The sequence below is a fragment of the Mycoplasmopsis columboralis genome (assembly GCF_900660675.1).
In the GTDB taxonomy this organism is placed as follows: domain Bacteria; phylum Bacillota_I; class Bacilli_A; order Mycoplasmatales; family Metamycoplasmataceae; genus Mycoplasmopsis; species Mycoplasmopsis columboralis.
This window is the reverse complement of sequence record NZ_LR215039.1, coordinates 932,526-949,548: the sequence shown is the minus strand read 5'-3', so window position 1 is coordinate 949,548 and position 17,023 is coordinate 932,526. Positions and strand designations below refer to the sequence as shown.

14 protein-coding genes are annotated in these 17,023 nt (G+C 29.1%); 1 reads left to right on the top strand and 13 read right to left on the bottom strand.

The window, feature by feature from the left end; genetic code table 4:
* The 13 genes from EXC45_RS03850 to EXC45_RS03795 all read right to left on the bottom strand — a co-directional run.
* Positions 1–242 (bottom strand): hypothetical protein (locus EXC45_RS03850; protein ID WP_197724310.1); only part of this gene is annotated, 242 nt, incomplete at its 3' end.
* 94 nt (positions 243–336) lie between these two features.
* Positions 337–471, bottom strand: coding sequence for a hypothetical protein (locus tag EXC45_RS04100; protein ID WP_258408993.1), 135 nt, complete (start codon positions 469–471; stop codon positions 337–339).
* A gap of 85 nt (positions 472–556) precedes the next feature.
* Complete coding sequence (locus EXC45_RS03845; RefSeq protein ID WP_036435462.1) at positions 557–1,117, bottom strand: restriction endonuclease subunit S; 561 nt, start codon at positions 1,115–1,117, stop codon at positions 557–559.
* A 17-nt stretch (positions 1,118–1,134) separates the two neighbouring features.
* Positions 1,135–1,665 carry a restriction endonuclease subunit S gene (locus EXC45_RS03840; protein ID WP_235666118.1) on the bottom strand — a complete coding sequence of 177 codons (531 nt, stop codon included), beginning with the start codon at positions 1,663–1,665 and terminating at the stop codon, positions 1,135–1,137.
* A gap of 46 nt (positions 1,666–1,711) precedes the next feature.
* Entirely contained in the window at positions 1,712–2,926 is a 1,215-nt protein-coding gene (locus EXC45_RS03835) for a restriction endonuclease subunit S (protein WP_129693806.1), read from the bottom strand.
* 1 nt (position 2,927) lies between these two features.
* Positions 2,928–4,499, bottom strand: coding sequence for a type I restriction-modification system subunit M (locus EXC45_RS03830; RefSeq protein WP_036435422.1), 1,572 nt, complete (start codon positions 4,497–4,499; stop codon positions 2,928–2,930).
* Between the two features lie 21 nt (positions 4,500–4,520).
* Positions 4,521–7,646, bottom strand: coding sequence for a type I restriction endonuclease subunit R (locus EXC45_RS03825; protein ID WP_051617000.1), 3,126 nt, complete (start codon positions 7,644–7,646; stop codon positions 4,521–4,523).
* A 155-nt stretch (positions 7,647–7,801) separates the two neighbouring features.
* Positions 7,802–8,764 (bottom strand): carbohydrate kinase family protein, encoded by a 963-nt coding sequence (locus EXC45_RS03820; protein ID WP_036435419.1) that lies wholly within the window; start codon positions 8,762–8,764, stop codon positions 7,802–7,804.
* Positions 8,765–8,886: 122 nt separating this feature from the next.
* A complete protein-coding gene (locus EXC45_RS03815) occupies positions 8,887–9,369 on the bottom strand; it encodes a hypothetical protein (protein ID WP_036435416.1) in 483 nt (160 codons plus the stop codon).
* 2 nt (positions 9,370–9,371) lie between these two features.
* Complete coding sequence (locus EXC45_RS03810; RefSeq protein ID WP_036435414.1) at positions 9,372–9,860, bottom strand: hypothetical protein; 489 nt, start codon at positions 9,858–9,860, stop codon at positions 9,372–9,374.
* A 236-nt stretch (positions 9,861–10,096) separates the two neighbouring features.
* Positions 10,097–12,052 carry an ABC transporter ATP-binding protein gene (locus EXC45_RS03805; RefSeq protein ID WP_051616999.1) on the bottom strand — a complete coding sequence of 652 codons (1,956 nt, stop codon included), beginning with the start codon at positions 12,050–12,052 and terminating at the stop codon, positions 10,097–10,099.
* Positions 12,042–13,832 (bottom strand): ABC transporter ATP-binding protein, encoded by a 1,791-nt coding sequence (locus tag EXC45_RS03800; protein ID WP_051616998.1) that lies wholly within the window; start codon positions 13,830–13,832, stop codon positions 12,042–12,044. The genes EXC45_RS03805 and EXC45_RS03800 overlap by 11 nt, the downstream gene beginning before the upstream one ends.
* A 494-nt stretch (positions 13,833–14,326) precedes the next feature.
* Complete coding sequence (locus EXC45_RS03795; protein ID WP_051616997.1) at positions 14,327–16,150, bottom strand: endonuclease; 1,824 nt, start codon at positions 16,148–16,150, stop codon at positions 14,327–14,329.
* Positions 16,151–16,377: 227 nt separating this feature from the next.
* Here EXC45_RS03795 and EXC45_RS03790 point away from each other — a divergent pair, with 227 nt between their 5' ends.
* Positions 16,378–17,016: a LemA family protein gene (locus tag EXC45_RS03790; protein ID WP_036435411.1), complete on the top strand. Its 639-nt coding sequence runs from the start codon at positions 16,378–16,380 to the stop codon at positions 17,014–17,016.
* Positions 17,017–17,023: the final 7 nt, after the last annotated feature.

Here is a 17,023-nt window from a genome sequence, read left to right as displayed (position 1 = left end):
AAAAACTCCTTGCTTAAAGTAAGAAAAAATACACCGCTTTTCACGATGTATTTTCCCGACCACCTAATTTTTGCATCTATCACATTTTCTTCATTTGTTTTAGATGAATGAACAAATTTGTCTATTTCTTTTGCTAGAAAATACTTATATTTTTTAATAGATTCTTGTTTAAATAGATCGACATTTTGGAACTTTTTATCTCAAATGGTAACTTCTCAAAGCTTCTTCTTTGTTAAATTCATATTTCAATTATATTTGAAAAATATTTATTGAATTTAAATAAACTTTACAATAAAAAAAGCACTTAAGATAAGTGCTACACCAATTAGTAAAACTCTAATTGCTTTTAGATTTTTCTTTAAGTCTTCTTTGAATTTCTTCTTCAGAAATTTCAGGAAAAACCTCTCTATAAAGTCTCACAAGTTCTTCTAAATCTTTTCTAGAATAATTTTTCGGATCTGGCCTTTTCATAAAATTTGTAATCTTCTCTTTTTCTTTAATAAAGTTTGTTTCTTATACTTGATTTTTTGCTTTTAATTAATTATAAATTTACATATTATCTCTTGCAATCTGCTAATAATTTATTCAAGTAATACTTATATTGCTGTTCGATTAATTGAATTTTAAGCGGTAAAATACCCACAACTTCAGAACAATATTTTTCAAAAGCATCTAAAATTGTGGCAATTTGTTTTTGCTTATAAAGTGAAATATTAGGGATTTGAATTTGATACATTTCGTTTGTCATAAACATTTGTCTGCTTCCTTTAGTGAACACAAAATTAGGCACTATATATTTTAAATAATGATAAGCAAATCTAATATCTATATTTTTGTTAATTTGACTTAAAATTCCACAAACATTTGTTGCACTAAATTTTCCTTTTCTATAGAAAATTTCCCCTGCATATCCATGAATTGTTCAGCTTAAATATTCTCCATCAAAATCATAAGTGTTTAATCGTCCCATTTCTCCGTTATTTGTAACTTGTGCTGAGTAAACAGGATATTTACCATTATTTGAAAGTTCTGTTTTTGGAATTATTCTTCCATTTTGAGATTTAAAAAGTTCTTTTACAGTTCAATATTTGTTTTTATTTGGATTTAGTACTTCTAAATATAAATTAAGAATTTCTATGAGCGCAAGCTCTCTCTCTCTCTCTCTGGAGACACTTCAAGAGTTCCTTGAGCAAAGCTTAGAAGTTTATCGCGATAATATGCGTATTGTTGTTCTCTAAGTTCAATTTCTTTTGGTAAACCAGTTTTAAGAGTGTTGGTTAATTCTTCAAAAGTATTTAAAATATTAACTAAAACTTTTTGTTTTTCAATTGAAGGGATTGATACTTTTAAATTTTTAATTATATTTCTTGGTAAAGAAGGAATTCCTGCTCCTTCTTTATTTTCCATTAAATAAGATTCTTTGTCTTTTAAAACGAAATATAAATATCTGTTTAATAATTTATCTTCATTCTTTGTCTTAATCACGTAGCAATGTGCGCCAGCTCAAAAATTAGTATTTTGTCAATCCACAAAACCAACCGAACCACCTTGAGCAATTGTTATATTATCTTTTTCGAAATTAAATTCATTATAATGTCCACTAGGTCTTACTCCACCATTAATTACTGGATATTTATCATTTTCTGATAGTTGACTTTTATTTAATTGCTCACCAATTTTAATATCAATAAATTCATCAAGAATAGAAACATTAGATTCATCAATTTTGTGTAATTGTGGCTTGAATATGTATTCAATTAATTTGACTACATTTTGCCAGTCTCTCTCTCTCTCTCTCTCTCTCTCTCTCTGGAGACACTTCGAGAGTTCCTTGAGCAAAGCTTAGAAGTTTATCACGATAATATGCGTATTGTTGTTCTCTTAAATTTAACTCTAAAGGTAATCCAATATTTAGATCTTCGCATATTTTTTCGAAATTATCAATAACATCTACGATTTTATTTTGGATGTTTATACTTGGAATTTTTATTTCTATATTTGATATATCCGAAATAGCTAAAATAGGTCTAACTCCCTTATAATACTTAGGCAAATCCAAAGATAAAAGAAGATAATATAAGTATTTATTTAAAATTATTTCAGATTTCGGCCTGCAAATTGTTCCACTATAAATAACATAATGTTTTCCATTTACTCATGTTACACTACCAGCACTTCCATTATGTCCTATGATAATTCCCGTGTCATTGTTTCAAATATTTGTGTAACCTATAATACCATTCGAACCATAAACAGGATATTCACCGTTTTCTTTTGGTATTTTGTTACCTGTGCCGTACTTCATTTCTGTTACTTCACTTAATTTATATACATTATTAAGTTTTTCATCTGATAAAAGATAATTTCTATAATAAGTGTATTGTTCTTTTCTTGCCTTCAGCTCTGCCTTCAGCTCTGCTGAAAAAGTTTCAAAAGAATTTAAATATTCAGCTAACTTATTTTGTTTTTCTAAACTTGGTAAATTAATATCTAAATCTAATAAATGATTTGCCTTCAAATATCCTTGACTAGATAATTGCAAGGATTTTTTCAAATCTAATTGAATAAATTTCGAATTAAAATAATGCAAAAAATAATCCAAATTAACTAAATTGGTATTTAACCTTAATACATAAATATTCTGACCATAAAAATCTGGTTCGTTTTCAATTCTTGCTATTTCTCCTACCGTACCGATCATAGTTACAAGAAAATCATTAATTTGGAGCTTTCTATTTTTTGAAATAGAGATAAATTCTTTTTCTTCAATACATTTAACATTATCAAAATAGATTTTATTATTTTTAATGTTTTTAGAAGTAATATATTTAACTCCTTTTTCAACAAATTTAGGTGTTGATGGCATTAATCAAAAATTATCTATTAATAAGTCTTTTAATTTATAAACTTTTACACTTGAATCCATATTAAATTTCGTCTTTTTCAATCTCTGCAATGATTCTGTCAATTTCTTTTCTTAATTCATCTTGTCTTGCAGTGATTTCTTTAATTTTGGCATTTAATTCTTTAATATCAATAACTTCAGTTGTATCTTCTTTTTCAACATATGAAGATACTGATAATTTATAGTCATTTTCTTTAATTTGTTCGTAGCTTACAACTTTAGCTAAATGATCAACATCTTTTCTTTCAAAGTAAACATTTGATAATTTTTCAATATTATCAGCAGATAATTTATTTCCTTTACCAGCTTTAATGTATTCATTTGTTGCGTCAATGAATAAAATATCATTAGTTTTTCTATTTTTCTTAAGCACTAAAATAGTTGTAGCAATAGAAGTTCCATAGAATAAATTATCAGGAAGTTGAATTAACGCATCAATGAAGTTATTATCAACTAAGTATTTTCTAATTTTTTGTTCAGCTCCTGAACGATAGAAAATTCCTGGGAAACAAACAATAGCAGCTACTCCATTTTCAGCTAAGTGATGTAATGAGTGCATCACAAAGGCAAAGTCAGCTTTAGATTTAGGAGCAAGCACTCCAGCTGGAGTAAATCTTTCATCTTGAATTAATGTAGGGTTTGAATCTCCTTCTCATTTTAATGAGTATGGAGGATTAGATACAATCACGTCAAAAGGTTGTTCTTCTAAATGCATTGGTTCAAGCAAAGTGTCACCATTTTTAATTTTGAACTTATCATAGCTAATGTTGTGTAAGAACATATTCATTCTACATAAGTTAAAAGTAGTGATGTTTTTTTCTTGACCATAAAACCCATCTTTAATGTTATCTTTACCTAAGTATTTAATGGTTTTAAGTAAAAGTGAACCTGAACCACAAGTTGGGTCATATACTTTGTTAACTTCTTTTTTGTTGTTAATGGCAATTTTAGTTAAAAGTTCAGATACTTCAGGAGGTGTAAAGAATTCTCCACCACTTTTACCAGCACTAGAAGCATACATGTTCATTAAGAATTCATACGCATCTCCAAAAACATCAACCGAACTATCTTGAAAATCTCCTAAATTAATATCTCCAATGCTTTCAAGTAACTTAACTAAGTTTTTGTTTCTTTCTTCGACACTTTTACCTAACTTATTACTATCAAAATCCAAATCATTAAAAAGACCAGCAAAATCACCTTCACTTTGAGTTCCGGTAGTTGATTTTTCAATGTCATTAAACACTCTTTGTAAATCAGTGTTTAAATCTTTGTTTTGCGGAGCGTTTAAACGCATGTTAGCAAAAAGTTCTGATGGTTTAATAAAATACCCAATTCCAGTAACAATTGCTTCTACTACATTATCATCAATTTTTGAATCATCTAATTTTTTGTAATCAAAACCTTCTTCTCCAGATTCGTGTTGTTTTTGGTTAACTCAATTAGTGATGTTTTCTGAAATGTAACGATAAAACATAAAACCTAACACATAAGTTTTAAAATCTCATCCATCAACACTTCCTCTTAAATCTTCAGCAATTTTTCAAATGCTTTTGTGCAATTCAGCACGTTCTGTTTCTCTTTTTTTATCCATATTTTTCCTTTCTTGCAGGTATTAATAAATACCTTTGAATTTTTTGACTAGATTATTTAACACTTCAGAAAGTTTTTTAGATTTAGGTTTGATATTTCAAAGGTCAGAATTAATCATTCCTATAAATTCAGTTCCATAATCTTTAACATCACCTTTTTCTAAGCAAGCGTAGATGTATTTACGTGTTTTTTCATCATCACGTAAATTAAGAGTCGTGATGATTTCGTCAATGTTTTTGGCAATTTTATCTCTAACAAATTTGTTTCATTCTAAGTTAATATCATCATCGCTTGATACTTTTTTATCTTTAAGACGAGTATAAATTAAATCAATGAATTCATCCACAATATCAATGTTATTTCTTCACTTATCTTGAGCTTTCAAGGTGATTTTAAGTTTATCTTTAATATCTTGAATAGTTTCTTTACCAGCAAATTTAGAGTTATTTTCGTTTTCAACATGTTTTTTAACATCTTCAAAAGCTATTTTTACAATTAATTCTCAATCGTATTCGGTGGTTTTAATTAACTCTACATGGAAAGTTAAATCATCAGGTACTTCTTTGAGATCGGTTTTAGATTTTTTAGTGTGTTCATCACGAATTTGTAGATATCAACTTTGATAATCTTGACGTTCACGATCTTGGAAAATATAATTTTCACGAGTGTAAAACTCATCAAAAGTTTTAACAATTCGCTCAGTTAGCAAAATGTCTCCAAATAAGTCAACAAAGTCTTTTGTTTCTTGAGTATTCAGTGGAGCGGAATTTAATTTTTCAAGCGGGAATTGCTCTCTGAGTTTTTCAATAGCTGGTTTAAATCCTAAAATAGGTCTTCCATTTGGAGAAATGTAAGCTTCTTTAAAGTAAGTATCAAATTTTCTTAGTAAACAAATTTGTGAAGCTTCAGCGTTGTTGAAAATTCTTAAAGCTTCGTTTGTTTCTTTTTCTAAATTTCTAAATGTTACGATATTTCCGTGATGTTTGTATGAATTATAAATCCGATTTGTTCTTGAATACGCTTGAATTAGATTATGATAACTTAAATCTTTATCCACTCATAATGTATTTAAAGTAACTGCATCAAATCCAGTTAAGAACATACTACATACAATTAAAATATCAATTTTTCTTTCTTTAACTTTAGCTGAAACACCTTTGTAATAACTATCAAAACCATCTTTGTCCATTGAATAATTAGTACCAAAAAGTTGGTTGTGATCATTGATAGCTTCTCTAAGGATATCGGATTCATTTTTAGTCATCTCTTCAGTTGAAAGCTCTGGATCAAAATCAAAACTCTCATATGGTGAAGATGCATAACTTGAAGGTTCTTTGGTGTAAATAGTAGCTATTTTTAGATCTAAATTACGCTCTTTAATTTGTTTTTTAAACTCTAAATAATAAAGTCCTGCTGCTTCAATTGAATCGGCAGCAAAAATTGAGTTAAATCCGCTACGCTTAGTATTGTTGAAGTTCCGTAATGTTTTTTTATCGTAATTATCTAATGTATAGGCAACGATTTCTTCAATCCGTTTTGGATGATGATAATCTCTACGAAGTTTTTCTCTTTGTGATTGTGTTTTAGGAATGTATTTTTCGTTAATATCTTTAACTACTGCATTATATTGAACATTGAATTTTAAAACATTACCATCTTTAATAGCATCAGCAATGGTATATGAATGCAACATTTCTCCAAAAATATCTTTAGTGGTTGCATATCCTTTCGCTAAACTAGAATTTTCCCCAAAAATTGGAGTTCCGGTAAAACCAAACAAAATGTAATCTTTAAATGCTTGTTTGATTCTTCGTTGTGAATCTCCAAATTGTGAACGGTGACACTCATCAAAAATAATAACTGTTGCTTTTCCATCATTTTTACTTAAATAATTTAATTTCTTATTTTGTCTAATTAAATTATTTAATTTTTGAATAGTAGTAACAATTATTTTATTGCTGGTATCAGAAGAAGTAGAATTAAGTTTTTGTTCTAAAACTTTTGTTGTTGATGTTGAAGAAACTGAACCCTTTTCATATTTTTCAAATTCGACAATAGTTTGATAGTCCAAATCTTTCCGATCAACAACAAAAAGAACTTTCCGAATCTCTGGGTTTTTAGCTAGAATCTGTGAAATTTTAAATGAGGTGAGCGTTTTTCCTGACCCTGTGGAATGTCAGATGTATCCACCAGCTTGAGTAGTACCGATTAAGTTTTTATGATTTAAAGCTACATTTACTTGTTGAGCAATTCTTTCAGCTGCAGTAATTTGATAAGGGCGCATTACAAGTAATTTATTTTCAGAAGTTAAAACGCAATATTTGGTTAATACTGAAAGTATAGTTCTTGGTCTTAAGAAGTATTTAGTAAAATCAACTAAATCATGAATTTGATTATTTTTTTGATCTGCTCAAGTAATAGCAAATTCAAAAGAGTTGCTTGTTTTGATTTTTCCTTCTTTAAGTGTTTGGTTTTTTCGTTCTTTAATAGCTAAAAATCTAGTGGTGTTTGAATAGTATTTAGTGTGTGTCCCGTTACTGATGACAAATAATTGAATATATTTAAATAATCCCGCACCTTCAGAATAAGATTGATCTTGATAGCGTTCAATTTGATTAAATGCTTCTTTAATAGAAACACCTCTACGTTTAAGTTCTACTTGAACTAGCGGTAAACCATTAACTAAAATTGTTACATCATAACGATTTTTAATATTTGAGTTGGTGTTATATTGATTAATAACTTGTAATTTGTTGTTAAAAATGTTATCTTCGTCAATTAGTTTAATGTTTTTGGATTTTTGCTCACGACCATATAAAGGGGTGTTGAAAATTTTAATTTTTTGAATATTTTCTGTCTTTTTAAAAATATCATCAGAATCATTAGCAATGACCTTGGTGTAAAATGTTTTTCACTCATCGTCATTAAATTTAAAGTTGTTTAAATTCTCAATTTGAACCCTTAAATTAGCTACAAGTTCTGGTTCATTTTTAATTGGTGCATATTCGTAACCAATTTCTTGCAAATCTTGAATAAAAGTGTCTTCTAATTCAGCTTCAGATTGATATTTTCGATCAGGTCTAATTAAACTTTTGAAATCTTCAATTACCACTCAATTGGAATTATCAGAATTTAGCATTGGCTTCATGTTTCTCCTAAAACGCACAATTTATGCTTAGAATATTTTTTCTTTTATAACTAATACTGTAAGTTATTTACCTATATTTAATTATATCTAATAAAACATTTCTTTACTTTAAAGAATAAATAAAAATTGGAAAATTTCGCATTTTCCAATAATGTTTATTCATTGATTAAATGTTTATTTTTAAGATAGAATCTCTCAAGTTCATCTTCTGAGGGAAGTGATTCTAGAGCACCTATCTTAGAGATAACAAAGCATGCACAAAGGTTTGCTTTAAAGACCATTTTTTTAATTTCATTTACTGTTAAAGACAATAAATTATCAGTAGTTTTTAAAATTTGAGCAACTAAATATCCAAAAAAACTGTCTCCAGCTCCAGTGGTATCTACCACTGTAGTTTTTACTGAAGGAACTTCAAAAGCAGTATTTTTAAAATAAACAAAAGTTCCTCTCTCTCCTAAAGTAACTACCAATAGTTTTAACGCAAATTCACGTTGAAGCTCTTTATTGTTAACTAGATCTTTATAAGAGTGTTTGTATATAAGTTCGAATTCTTCTTCAGAAAATTTTGCCACATCAGCAAGCGAAGTTAAAATACGAGATCTTTCTAAAAATAATTTTTTCAACTCAGGAGTATTAAAAAGCGCTGGACGATAATTAGGATCATACGCAATTAAAGCATCATTAATTTGTTTACTAAGACCATATTGCAAGTAAACATTATATGTTTCGTTTTCTAAAATAGCAGTTGCAGAAGAAAGAACAACTCCTTTAGTATCACTGATTTGGTGTGCTGCTAAATACATCTCTTCATCTGCTCCACGAGTAAATGTAAAATGTCTTTCGCCGCTAGAATCTAAATAAACATGAGCAATAGTGGTGCGTTTTATTATTTGTTTAATTAACATTGTAGGAATGTGATTTAATCGCAAATAATGTAAGATTTGTTCTCCTTGAAGATCTTTTCCCACACATCCCACAAAATAGGTATTTGGATGAAGCATGAGCAATGCTCCTGCAACATTTAAAGGAGCTCCTCCAACTTTTTCTACAATCTCTGTAGTATTTTCGAAGCGATCAATTAAAGCTTCTCCAGGCACTAAAATATATTTTGTTCTCATATAAATAAATTTTACTTTATTATAAAATTTAACACAAATTTCTCAAAAGAAAAAAGAGCATAAAGCTCTTAAATAACGAATACAAATTTTAGAGAAAATGAAAAATATCTACACTATATTTTTTATTTGTTTTCAACTACAGTTGCTTCTTCGGTTTTGCTTGCTTGAGCTTTAGTTGTTTCATTAAAATTAATAGTATCAAGTATGCGATTAAATTCATTAGCTTTTACAGCCAATACAATTCCACCAATTCAAAGAATTAATCCACCAAGCAAAAACAATGTCAACACTCAACCTACAATAAATAAGGTTCCAGCTGCTGAAGGATTATAAAAACCTGTTTCATTTGGATGTTTCATTCTAACAAATTCTGCTAATCTTCTTAATTTAAAGGCATAAACTGTAGCCATAATTAAAGATACAAAATAATAAATTCCAACTAGAACTAATACAATTGTCGCAAAGATTACAAATTCTCCGCTAATAGCTCCACCTATTGCTATCAAAATACCAAATAAGATTAGCATAAGCGGGAACAGAGCAACTTCCATTCCTCAAGTTTTAGCTCATTTAGTTTGTTTTTTTAATTGTTCTAAATTGTACATAATTAAGCCTTAGGAAGAGATTTTAATTTAATTACTAACCCTGCAATAGCACAAGGAGCAAAGAAAATTCCAACAATTGAAAGAATTTTGAATTTTTTGTGTGAATCTGCTTCTTTTGCCATTAACTCATTGTTTTGAGTTCTTTGCATATGAAGTTTGTTTGCTTTAACTAAAGTTACAATAATCAATACAAGTGTTGTAATAGCTAAAATACCATTAATAATTCATAACGCTGCAGTAGCAGACACCAATCCTGCTACACCGTTTTTTTCGTAGATAAATGCAATATGTGAAGCCAATTCTTCTGCGCTGTATTTGCTTGCTTCTTGTAATAAAACATTCATATCTTCAGCTGTTTTAGCTGATGTGATAATTAAAAATAAAATAGTAAGTAAACTTAAAAATAGAAACAAACTAGTAACTACTAATGTAGCAATAGAAAGTTTTTTAACTTTTTGGACACTTACTGTTTTTGATAAGCTTTTATTCACTTATAACCTCCGTATTTGGACCTAAAAATTTGTCAAAAAAATTCATTTTAAGGAGATGAAATAATTTTAGGTACCATCAAAATTATAAACAAGCGTTTTTTTTTTTTTTTTTAGAGAGTACTTGCTAATAAACTCTAAAAATATTTTCAACTAGTTAAAAAAATAAGTAAATTTCTTTATTTTATTTGCACAATATTCCAAATAAAAAAAGCAACTATGAAAATTGCTTTTTAAGTTTAATTTATCTGAATTTTGGAATTTTCTCACAACGAAGCATAGTACCCAGCTTGAGTAATCAATTCAGAGTGATTACCACGTTCGATAATTTGACCATCTTTAATTACCAAAATTAAATCGGCGTTTTTTATTGTTGATAAACGGTGAGCAATTACAAATGAAGTTCGATTAGACATTAATTTATCCATTGATTCTTGTACTAATTGTTCAGTTTTGGTATCAATACTTGAAGTTGCCTCATCTAAAATAACTACTGGGGCATCATGATAGGCAGCCCGAGCAATTGAAAAGAGTTGTTTTTGTCCTTGTGAAAGTTCGTTCCCACCTTCTGTAAGAACTGTGTTGTAATTGTGTTGCAAGTTTTCAATGTAATGAGAAATGTTAGCAATATCAGCACTTAAAAACATTAAAGTGTCAATAACATTTTCAGCACCATATGCAATATTTCGCTTAATAGTATCAGTAAATAAATGAGTATCTTGAAGAACCATAACCAAAGCTTCTCTAAGAGAATCTTTATCAATATCTTTTAAATTAATGTCATCAAAATAAATATCTCCACTTTGAATTTCGTAAAAACGATTTAACAAATTGGTTATAGTGGTTTTTCCTGCTCCAGTAGGTCCAACTAAAGCAATTTTTTGACCTGGATAAGCCACAAGTGAGATATCTTTTAGAATCATCTTTTCATCTGAATATCCAAAAGATACATTTTTAAATTCAATTTTTCCTTGAGCATACTTGTATTGTTCATTACCAACTTTATGAGGTATTTTTCAAGCATAGATGCTATATAAATTGTCTTTGCTTTGTTCAACAAAGTTTCCGTTTTGATCTTTGTTAATTTTAACTAACTTAACTTCCCCTAAATTAATTTCAGGTTCTTGATCAAGAATGTCAAATACTCTTTTTGATCCTGCTAAAGCCATAATAATCACATTAGATTGTTGCGCAACTGTTGAAATAGGTCCAGCAAATGAGCGAGCAAATTGAGTAAATGAAAAGAGCACACCAACAGTTAAACCAAAAAAGACACGAGCATTAGTATTTGAAATAATTACTCCTCCAATAATGGATACAACCGCAAAAACAATCAACCCTAAGTTTCAAGCTACTGGAAACATTACGTTAGCAACCTTGTTTGCTTTATATTCGGCTTGATAAAATTCTTCATTTAATTTTTCAAATTTTACAATTGACTTAGCTTCGTAATTAAAAGTTTTAACCACTTTAAGTCCACTAAACATTTCTTCAACAAATCCAACAACTTTACCATTCATCATTTGACGATGTTTAAAATGTTTCCCAGAACGTTTTCCAAGTACTTGCATTGCAAAAAGCAATCCAAAAACTAACACAACAGTAATTAAAGTTAAAATTCAACTAAATCACATCATAATCACAAAAGAAATAATCAGTGTTACAAGTGCATTAATTGTTGAAGGAATAGAATTAGAAATAAATTGTCTTAAAGTATCAATATCACTAGTATAGCGAGATAGAATTTCACCTTTTTGATTAGAATCAAAAAACTTAATAGGTAATTTTTGAGAATGAACATATAAATCATTTCTAAGTTTGGCCATTGTATTGAAGGTAATTTTTATAATAAGTCATTGATAAGTAAAACTAAAAATAATTCCTAAGGCAAACATAATAACCCCAAGAGTCATCATTCAATAAAAACGAGTTCAATCAAATTGATCAATTGCAATAATTCCACCAGTGTTATGATCAGTTAAAAGCCCGTCAATTAAAATCTTTCCTAAAAAGACCTGGTTAAAAATCATTCCCACATTCGAAAGCACTATTAAAACAAATACAAGGCTCATAACGATTTTGTGGTCTTTTCAAACTAATCCTAAAGCTCTTGAAAAAACTTTTTTATTTTCTTTAAAACTTAACTTTGGAGCATTGTTTTTGAGGTTGCTACGATTTTGAAAATTAATTCTCATTAATACCTCCTGCGTTAAGTTGTGCTTGATAAATTGAGTTGTAAAACTCATTATTTTCTATTAATTGCTCATGAGTTCCTTGAGCTACAATTTCACCTTGATCAACTACAATAATGTGATCAGCATTAATAACCGAAGAAATTCTTTGGGCAATAATCACTTTTGTACATTCTTGAATTTGAGTATTTAATGCATTTTGAATGATTTTTTCAGTTTTAGTATCTACTGCAGAAGTTGAATCATCTAAGACTAAAATCTTTGGATTTTTAAGTAATGCCCGAGCAATACAAAGACGTTGTTTTTGCCCACCTGAAAAATTAGTTCCTCCTTGCTCTACTTGAGTGTCTAATTTCTTTTCTAAAGATAAAACAAACTCTAAAATTCCAGCATTAGCTAAGGCTTGATAAATTTGTTCATCAGAAGCGTGCTCATTTCCCCATTGCATATTTTCTCTAATGGTGCCGCTAAAAAGATTGTTTTTTTGCAGTACTACCGCTACAGCATCACGTAAAGAGTGGAGATTATATTTTTTCACATTAACGCCTGCAACCAATACTTCTCCTTCGGTTACATCATATAAACGAGCAATAAGAGCCACTAACGAAGATTTTCCTGAACCAGTACGACCAACTACTCCTAAAGTACTTCCAGCAGGAACATTAAAAGTTAAATTGTTTAAACTATTTCCTTTATTAGAAGGATATTTTAATGAAACATTTTTAAAAGTAATACTTCCATTTTCAACTTCAGTAATACCACTTGAATTTTCATCAATTGCTGGTGTTTCTTTAATAATTTCAAAAATCCGCTTTGCACTAGGTCCGGCAATAACTGTTGATCCAATCACCCCTACAAACATAGTTACTGCAATTGATGTTTGTCACACATAAGAAGAAAAAGATAAAATAGCTCCGGTGGTTACTGTTCCATCTAAAATTAAATGAGTTCCATACCCTCCTAAAAATAAAATTGCACTGAAAATAACAATTGAAAAGGCTGGCCCTCCTAAAATAATCCCGTGTTCAGCATAAATGTTAATTTTGGTGAGTTTTTGAATTTTCTCAGCAATAATATTAGCTTCACTTTTTTCAGTTACATAGGATTTAATAGTACGCATCCCTTGCAGGTTTTCTTGAACTTTTTGGTTAAAGTCATCATAAATAACAAAAGTCTTTTTAAAAATTGGGTAAGTTTTTCATCAAATTAACGCAAAAAAGATTACAAGTAGAGGTAAAATCACTAAAAACATTAATGATAATTGTGGACTTAGTGAAATTGAAAACACGAGCGCTAAAATAAACATAAAAGTTGCTCGAATTGGTAAGCGCACCATTTGATTAAAAGCATTGACAATGTTGGCTACATCATTTCCCATCCGATTAATTAAAGTAGCAACACTGTATTTATCAATGTTTTCAAAAGCAAATTTTGAAGCTTTAAAATACACAGCTGATCGGATGTTTTTACCAATTCCTGCTGAAGCTTTAGCTGAAGCAATTCCACCAATTACTCCAAGCACTAATCCCGTAATGGCAAAAACAATTAAAAGCGAACCATAAAAAATTACTTGGTCTAAATTAGTAGTATAACTAATTGTTCCTAATGAATCAACAACCTTAACTTGTAAACCTTTATCAACCATAAAACCAATAAGTAATGGCAAAATTACGTTTGATACTGTTTCTAAGATAACCATAAACACACTAATAACAATTCAAGGTCGATAACCTTTGGTTAATTTTCAAAAAATGTGTTTTTTCAAGTTTTCAAAATCAATCATTTTATCCTTTCTTTGTCTACTTTTGATTTAATTATATGCATATATTACAACTTTAAAAAAGTTATAAAAAAATTGCTCAATTTTTGAAAAATCTCATTGGAATAGATCCCAGTTTTAAGCTTTTGATCGTATTTTAACTGGATGTCGTTTTTGGTATCTTTTATAGGTTATTTATAGTGTCTTTATAGTATCACTTTTAGTATCATTTATAGTATCATTTTTGATTTGTCTTTATTTTTTTATCATTTTGATATTATGAATTTTTATTCTTTTTGTTGCTTAAATTGTTCGTTTAAAAAATTTTTAACAATTTTAATACATAATTTATAGTATCATTTATAGTATCATTTATAGTATCATTTATAGTATCATTTATAGTATCATTTATAGTATCATTTATAGTATCATTTATAGTATCAGATGACTACTTAAAATTTACTAAACTAGAAACAAAAAAGCAAGGTGGTGAATCTTGCTTTTGCTTTTTTTAAGAATTAGCTTTTAGCTCTTAGTGAAACCAATACCCCTTTATTAACAAAAGGTTTTGGGTTGCTTCCATATAAGTTTTCAGCTAAGTCAGGATAATCAATAAATGGATTTCTCAACTTATTGTATTTTTCTCCTTCATTATTTCTTGTCACATCAAAAGGATCAACTACATCTTTAGCGTTTCATCCTAAATAAGTATTTAAGTAGTGAGAAGGAAGATAAGGGAAGTTTCTTTGGAAAATACTTGTTCCTGAATAAATATCTTTGTTATTGTATGTTAAAGAGAAATATAAATAAGCTCTTGCAACATCGCCTTTAAAGGCATCAATTGGTTCAAAGACTGATTGTCTTAAGTCGTTAGCTCCTAATTTTGAACCATTTCTTGTTGTTTGACTAACATTAACAACATTATCATGAGGTAAATTACCTCTTAAACCATTAACTTTAATATCTGTAGGTCATACAAAGTGAGCGTCACTTCTAATAGGTTCTGCTTTATTAAATCATGATTGTGGAATAACGTGTTCACGGTTCATTCCTTGTCCTTCAGCACTGGCTTGATTACCTGAATAAGTTCTATATGTATATGGATCTTTACCAGCTGGATTTTCAGAATAAATATCTAAAATAGTTCCGTCTTTTTCGTAGAAGTTATCTTTAAAAGCACTACTGCTGTTGTAAAAGCTAGGAAGCATTCCGTAATTTGTGGTTTTGTGTCTGCTGTTTTGAATTTCGTTAATTTTTTGAGCTAGCGCCACTCCAGATAAGCCCTCTAAAGCTTTGTAGTAATCATTTGAGCTATCATAAACATATTCGTAATTACCACTTGCAACTACAACAGGTTCAACACTTACGCTGCTGTTACTGCCTGTTGATGAATTGTTTGAAGAAGTTGAATTATTAACTTTAATTACTTGAGTAACAGATTGACCATCATAAGTGTAAGTTACTTCTAAATTACCATCAGCTAAAATTTTAGCATCTAAATAATCATAACTTTTGCTTGCATCTTTTCTGTTGGTGTATGTTAAGAATGAGACTTTAGATAAATCAATGCCTTCTTTGAATTTAACTAATTCTTTTTTGGCACTACCTCCACCTTTTAAGATTCCTGAATCATCAAATTTTCTAAGTCTTAAAGTTGGAAAACCTTTTCCTTGTGAGAATTCAATTTCAGCTTGCAAGTTCGCAACTGATACAACCACTAAATTACCATCTTGAGCTTCAGAAGCTGTAGTTGTAGCATTATTTGAAGGTTGAGCTGGTTGTTCAGTTGAATTTGATGATGCTGAATCTGATAATTTTATCACTTGAGTGATTGATTTCCGATCATAAGTGTATGTGAATGTTAAAGTATTATCATCAGTAATTGTTGCTTCAATATATTGATAAGTTTTACTTGAATCTTTTTTGTTGGTGTATGTTAAGAAAGTTAATTTACTTAAATCAAGACCATCTTTTAGTTTTAATAAATCTTTTGGTTGACTTCCACCAGAAACTAATACCAATGAACCATCAGCTCCTTTACGAGCTCTAACTGTATTGCGATTTTTAGTTTTTGAAAATGCAACTTCAGATTTTAAATTATCTAATGAAACTACTTCAAAAACTGCATCAGCATTAACTGGTTGTGTTGGAGTAACTGGTGCAGTAGGTGTTTCACCAGTTGTAGTACCTGGATTTGCTGGAGTTGGTGCTGGTTCAGCTGGTTTCTCAGGTGTTGTAGGTTGATCTTTTTGTACTTGCGGCCCACATGCAGCTGCAATAGCTACTGTAGGAATTGCGGCTAAGATTGATCCGCTAATAAGTAATAATTTTTTTAAATTCATATTATCTCCATAATTTGATTAAATTTTTAACATTAAAATTATATATTTATATCAAAAAAGCAACAGTAAAAAACAAACGAACTAAAATTCGCAAGTTATTTTATTATACCTTTAAATAAATTTTTTCACGTCAGAAAAATTATTTTTTTAAATAGCTCTTATCTATGCTGTTGTTGATACGAAAGATATATAATTTATATTAGTATAAAAAAATAAGGAGAACAAATATGTCAAATCTTTTTGATCAAACTAAAACCAACACAGAAGAATTTAATCCAGCTTCAGATAACAGACCCAAACCAGCTCAAGCGGGAATTTTTGGAAAAATTATTTACATTTTATTTTGCATTATTACATTAGGAATTCCTTACATTTCTACAAAAAACAAATTTATGCGAATGCAAAACAAAATTAACAATTCAGCATCAGGAATTGATATTCAACTTACCAAACGTTACGATACATTAACAAAGCTTCGTGATGCAGTTGCTTCTTATAAAAAACAAGAAGAAGATATGGTTGACAAATTCGCTAAAATGCGTTCACTTTTAACTTCAAATCCTGTTGCGAACGCAAGCGAAATTGAAGCATTAAACAATCAAGTTTTTGGTCGTTTAATTGCTATTTCTGAAAACTATCCAGAGCTTAAATCTTCTACACTCTTTAAAGATTTAATGGAACAAGCTACTTACCTTGAAAGAGAAATTTCAGCAGCTCGAAGAATTTACAACATGGACGTAAATGAATTTAACACATTATTGTTTAACTGACCACATTCAGTAGTTGCAAGTTTCCAAGGGTTGCAAACCAAACCTCTTTATCAAGCTTCAGCTTTACAAAGACAAGACGTTAACTTATCAATTTAATTTAAGG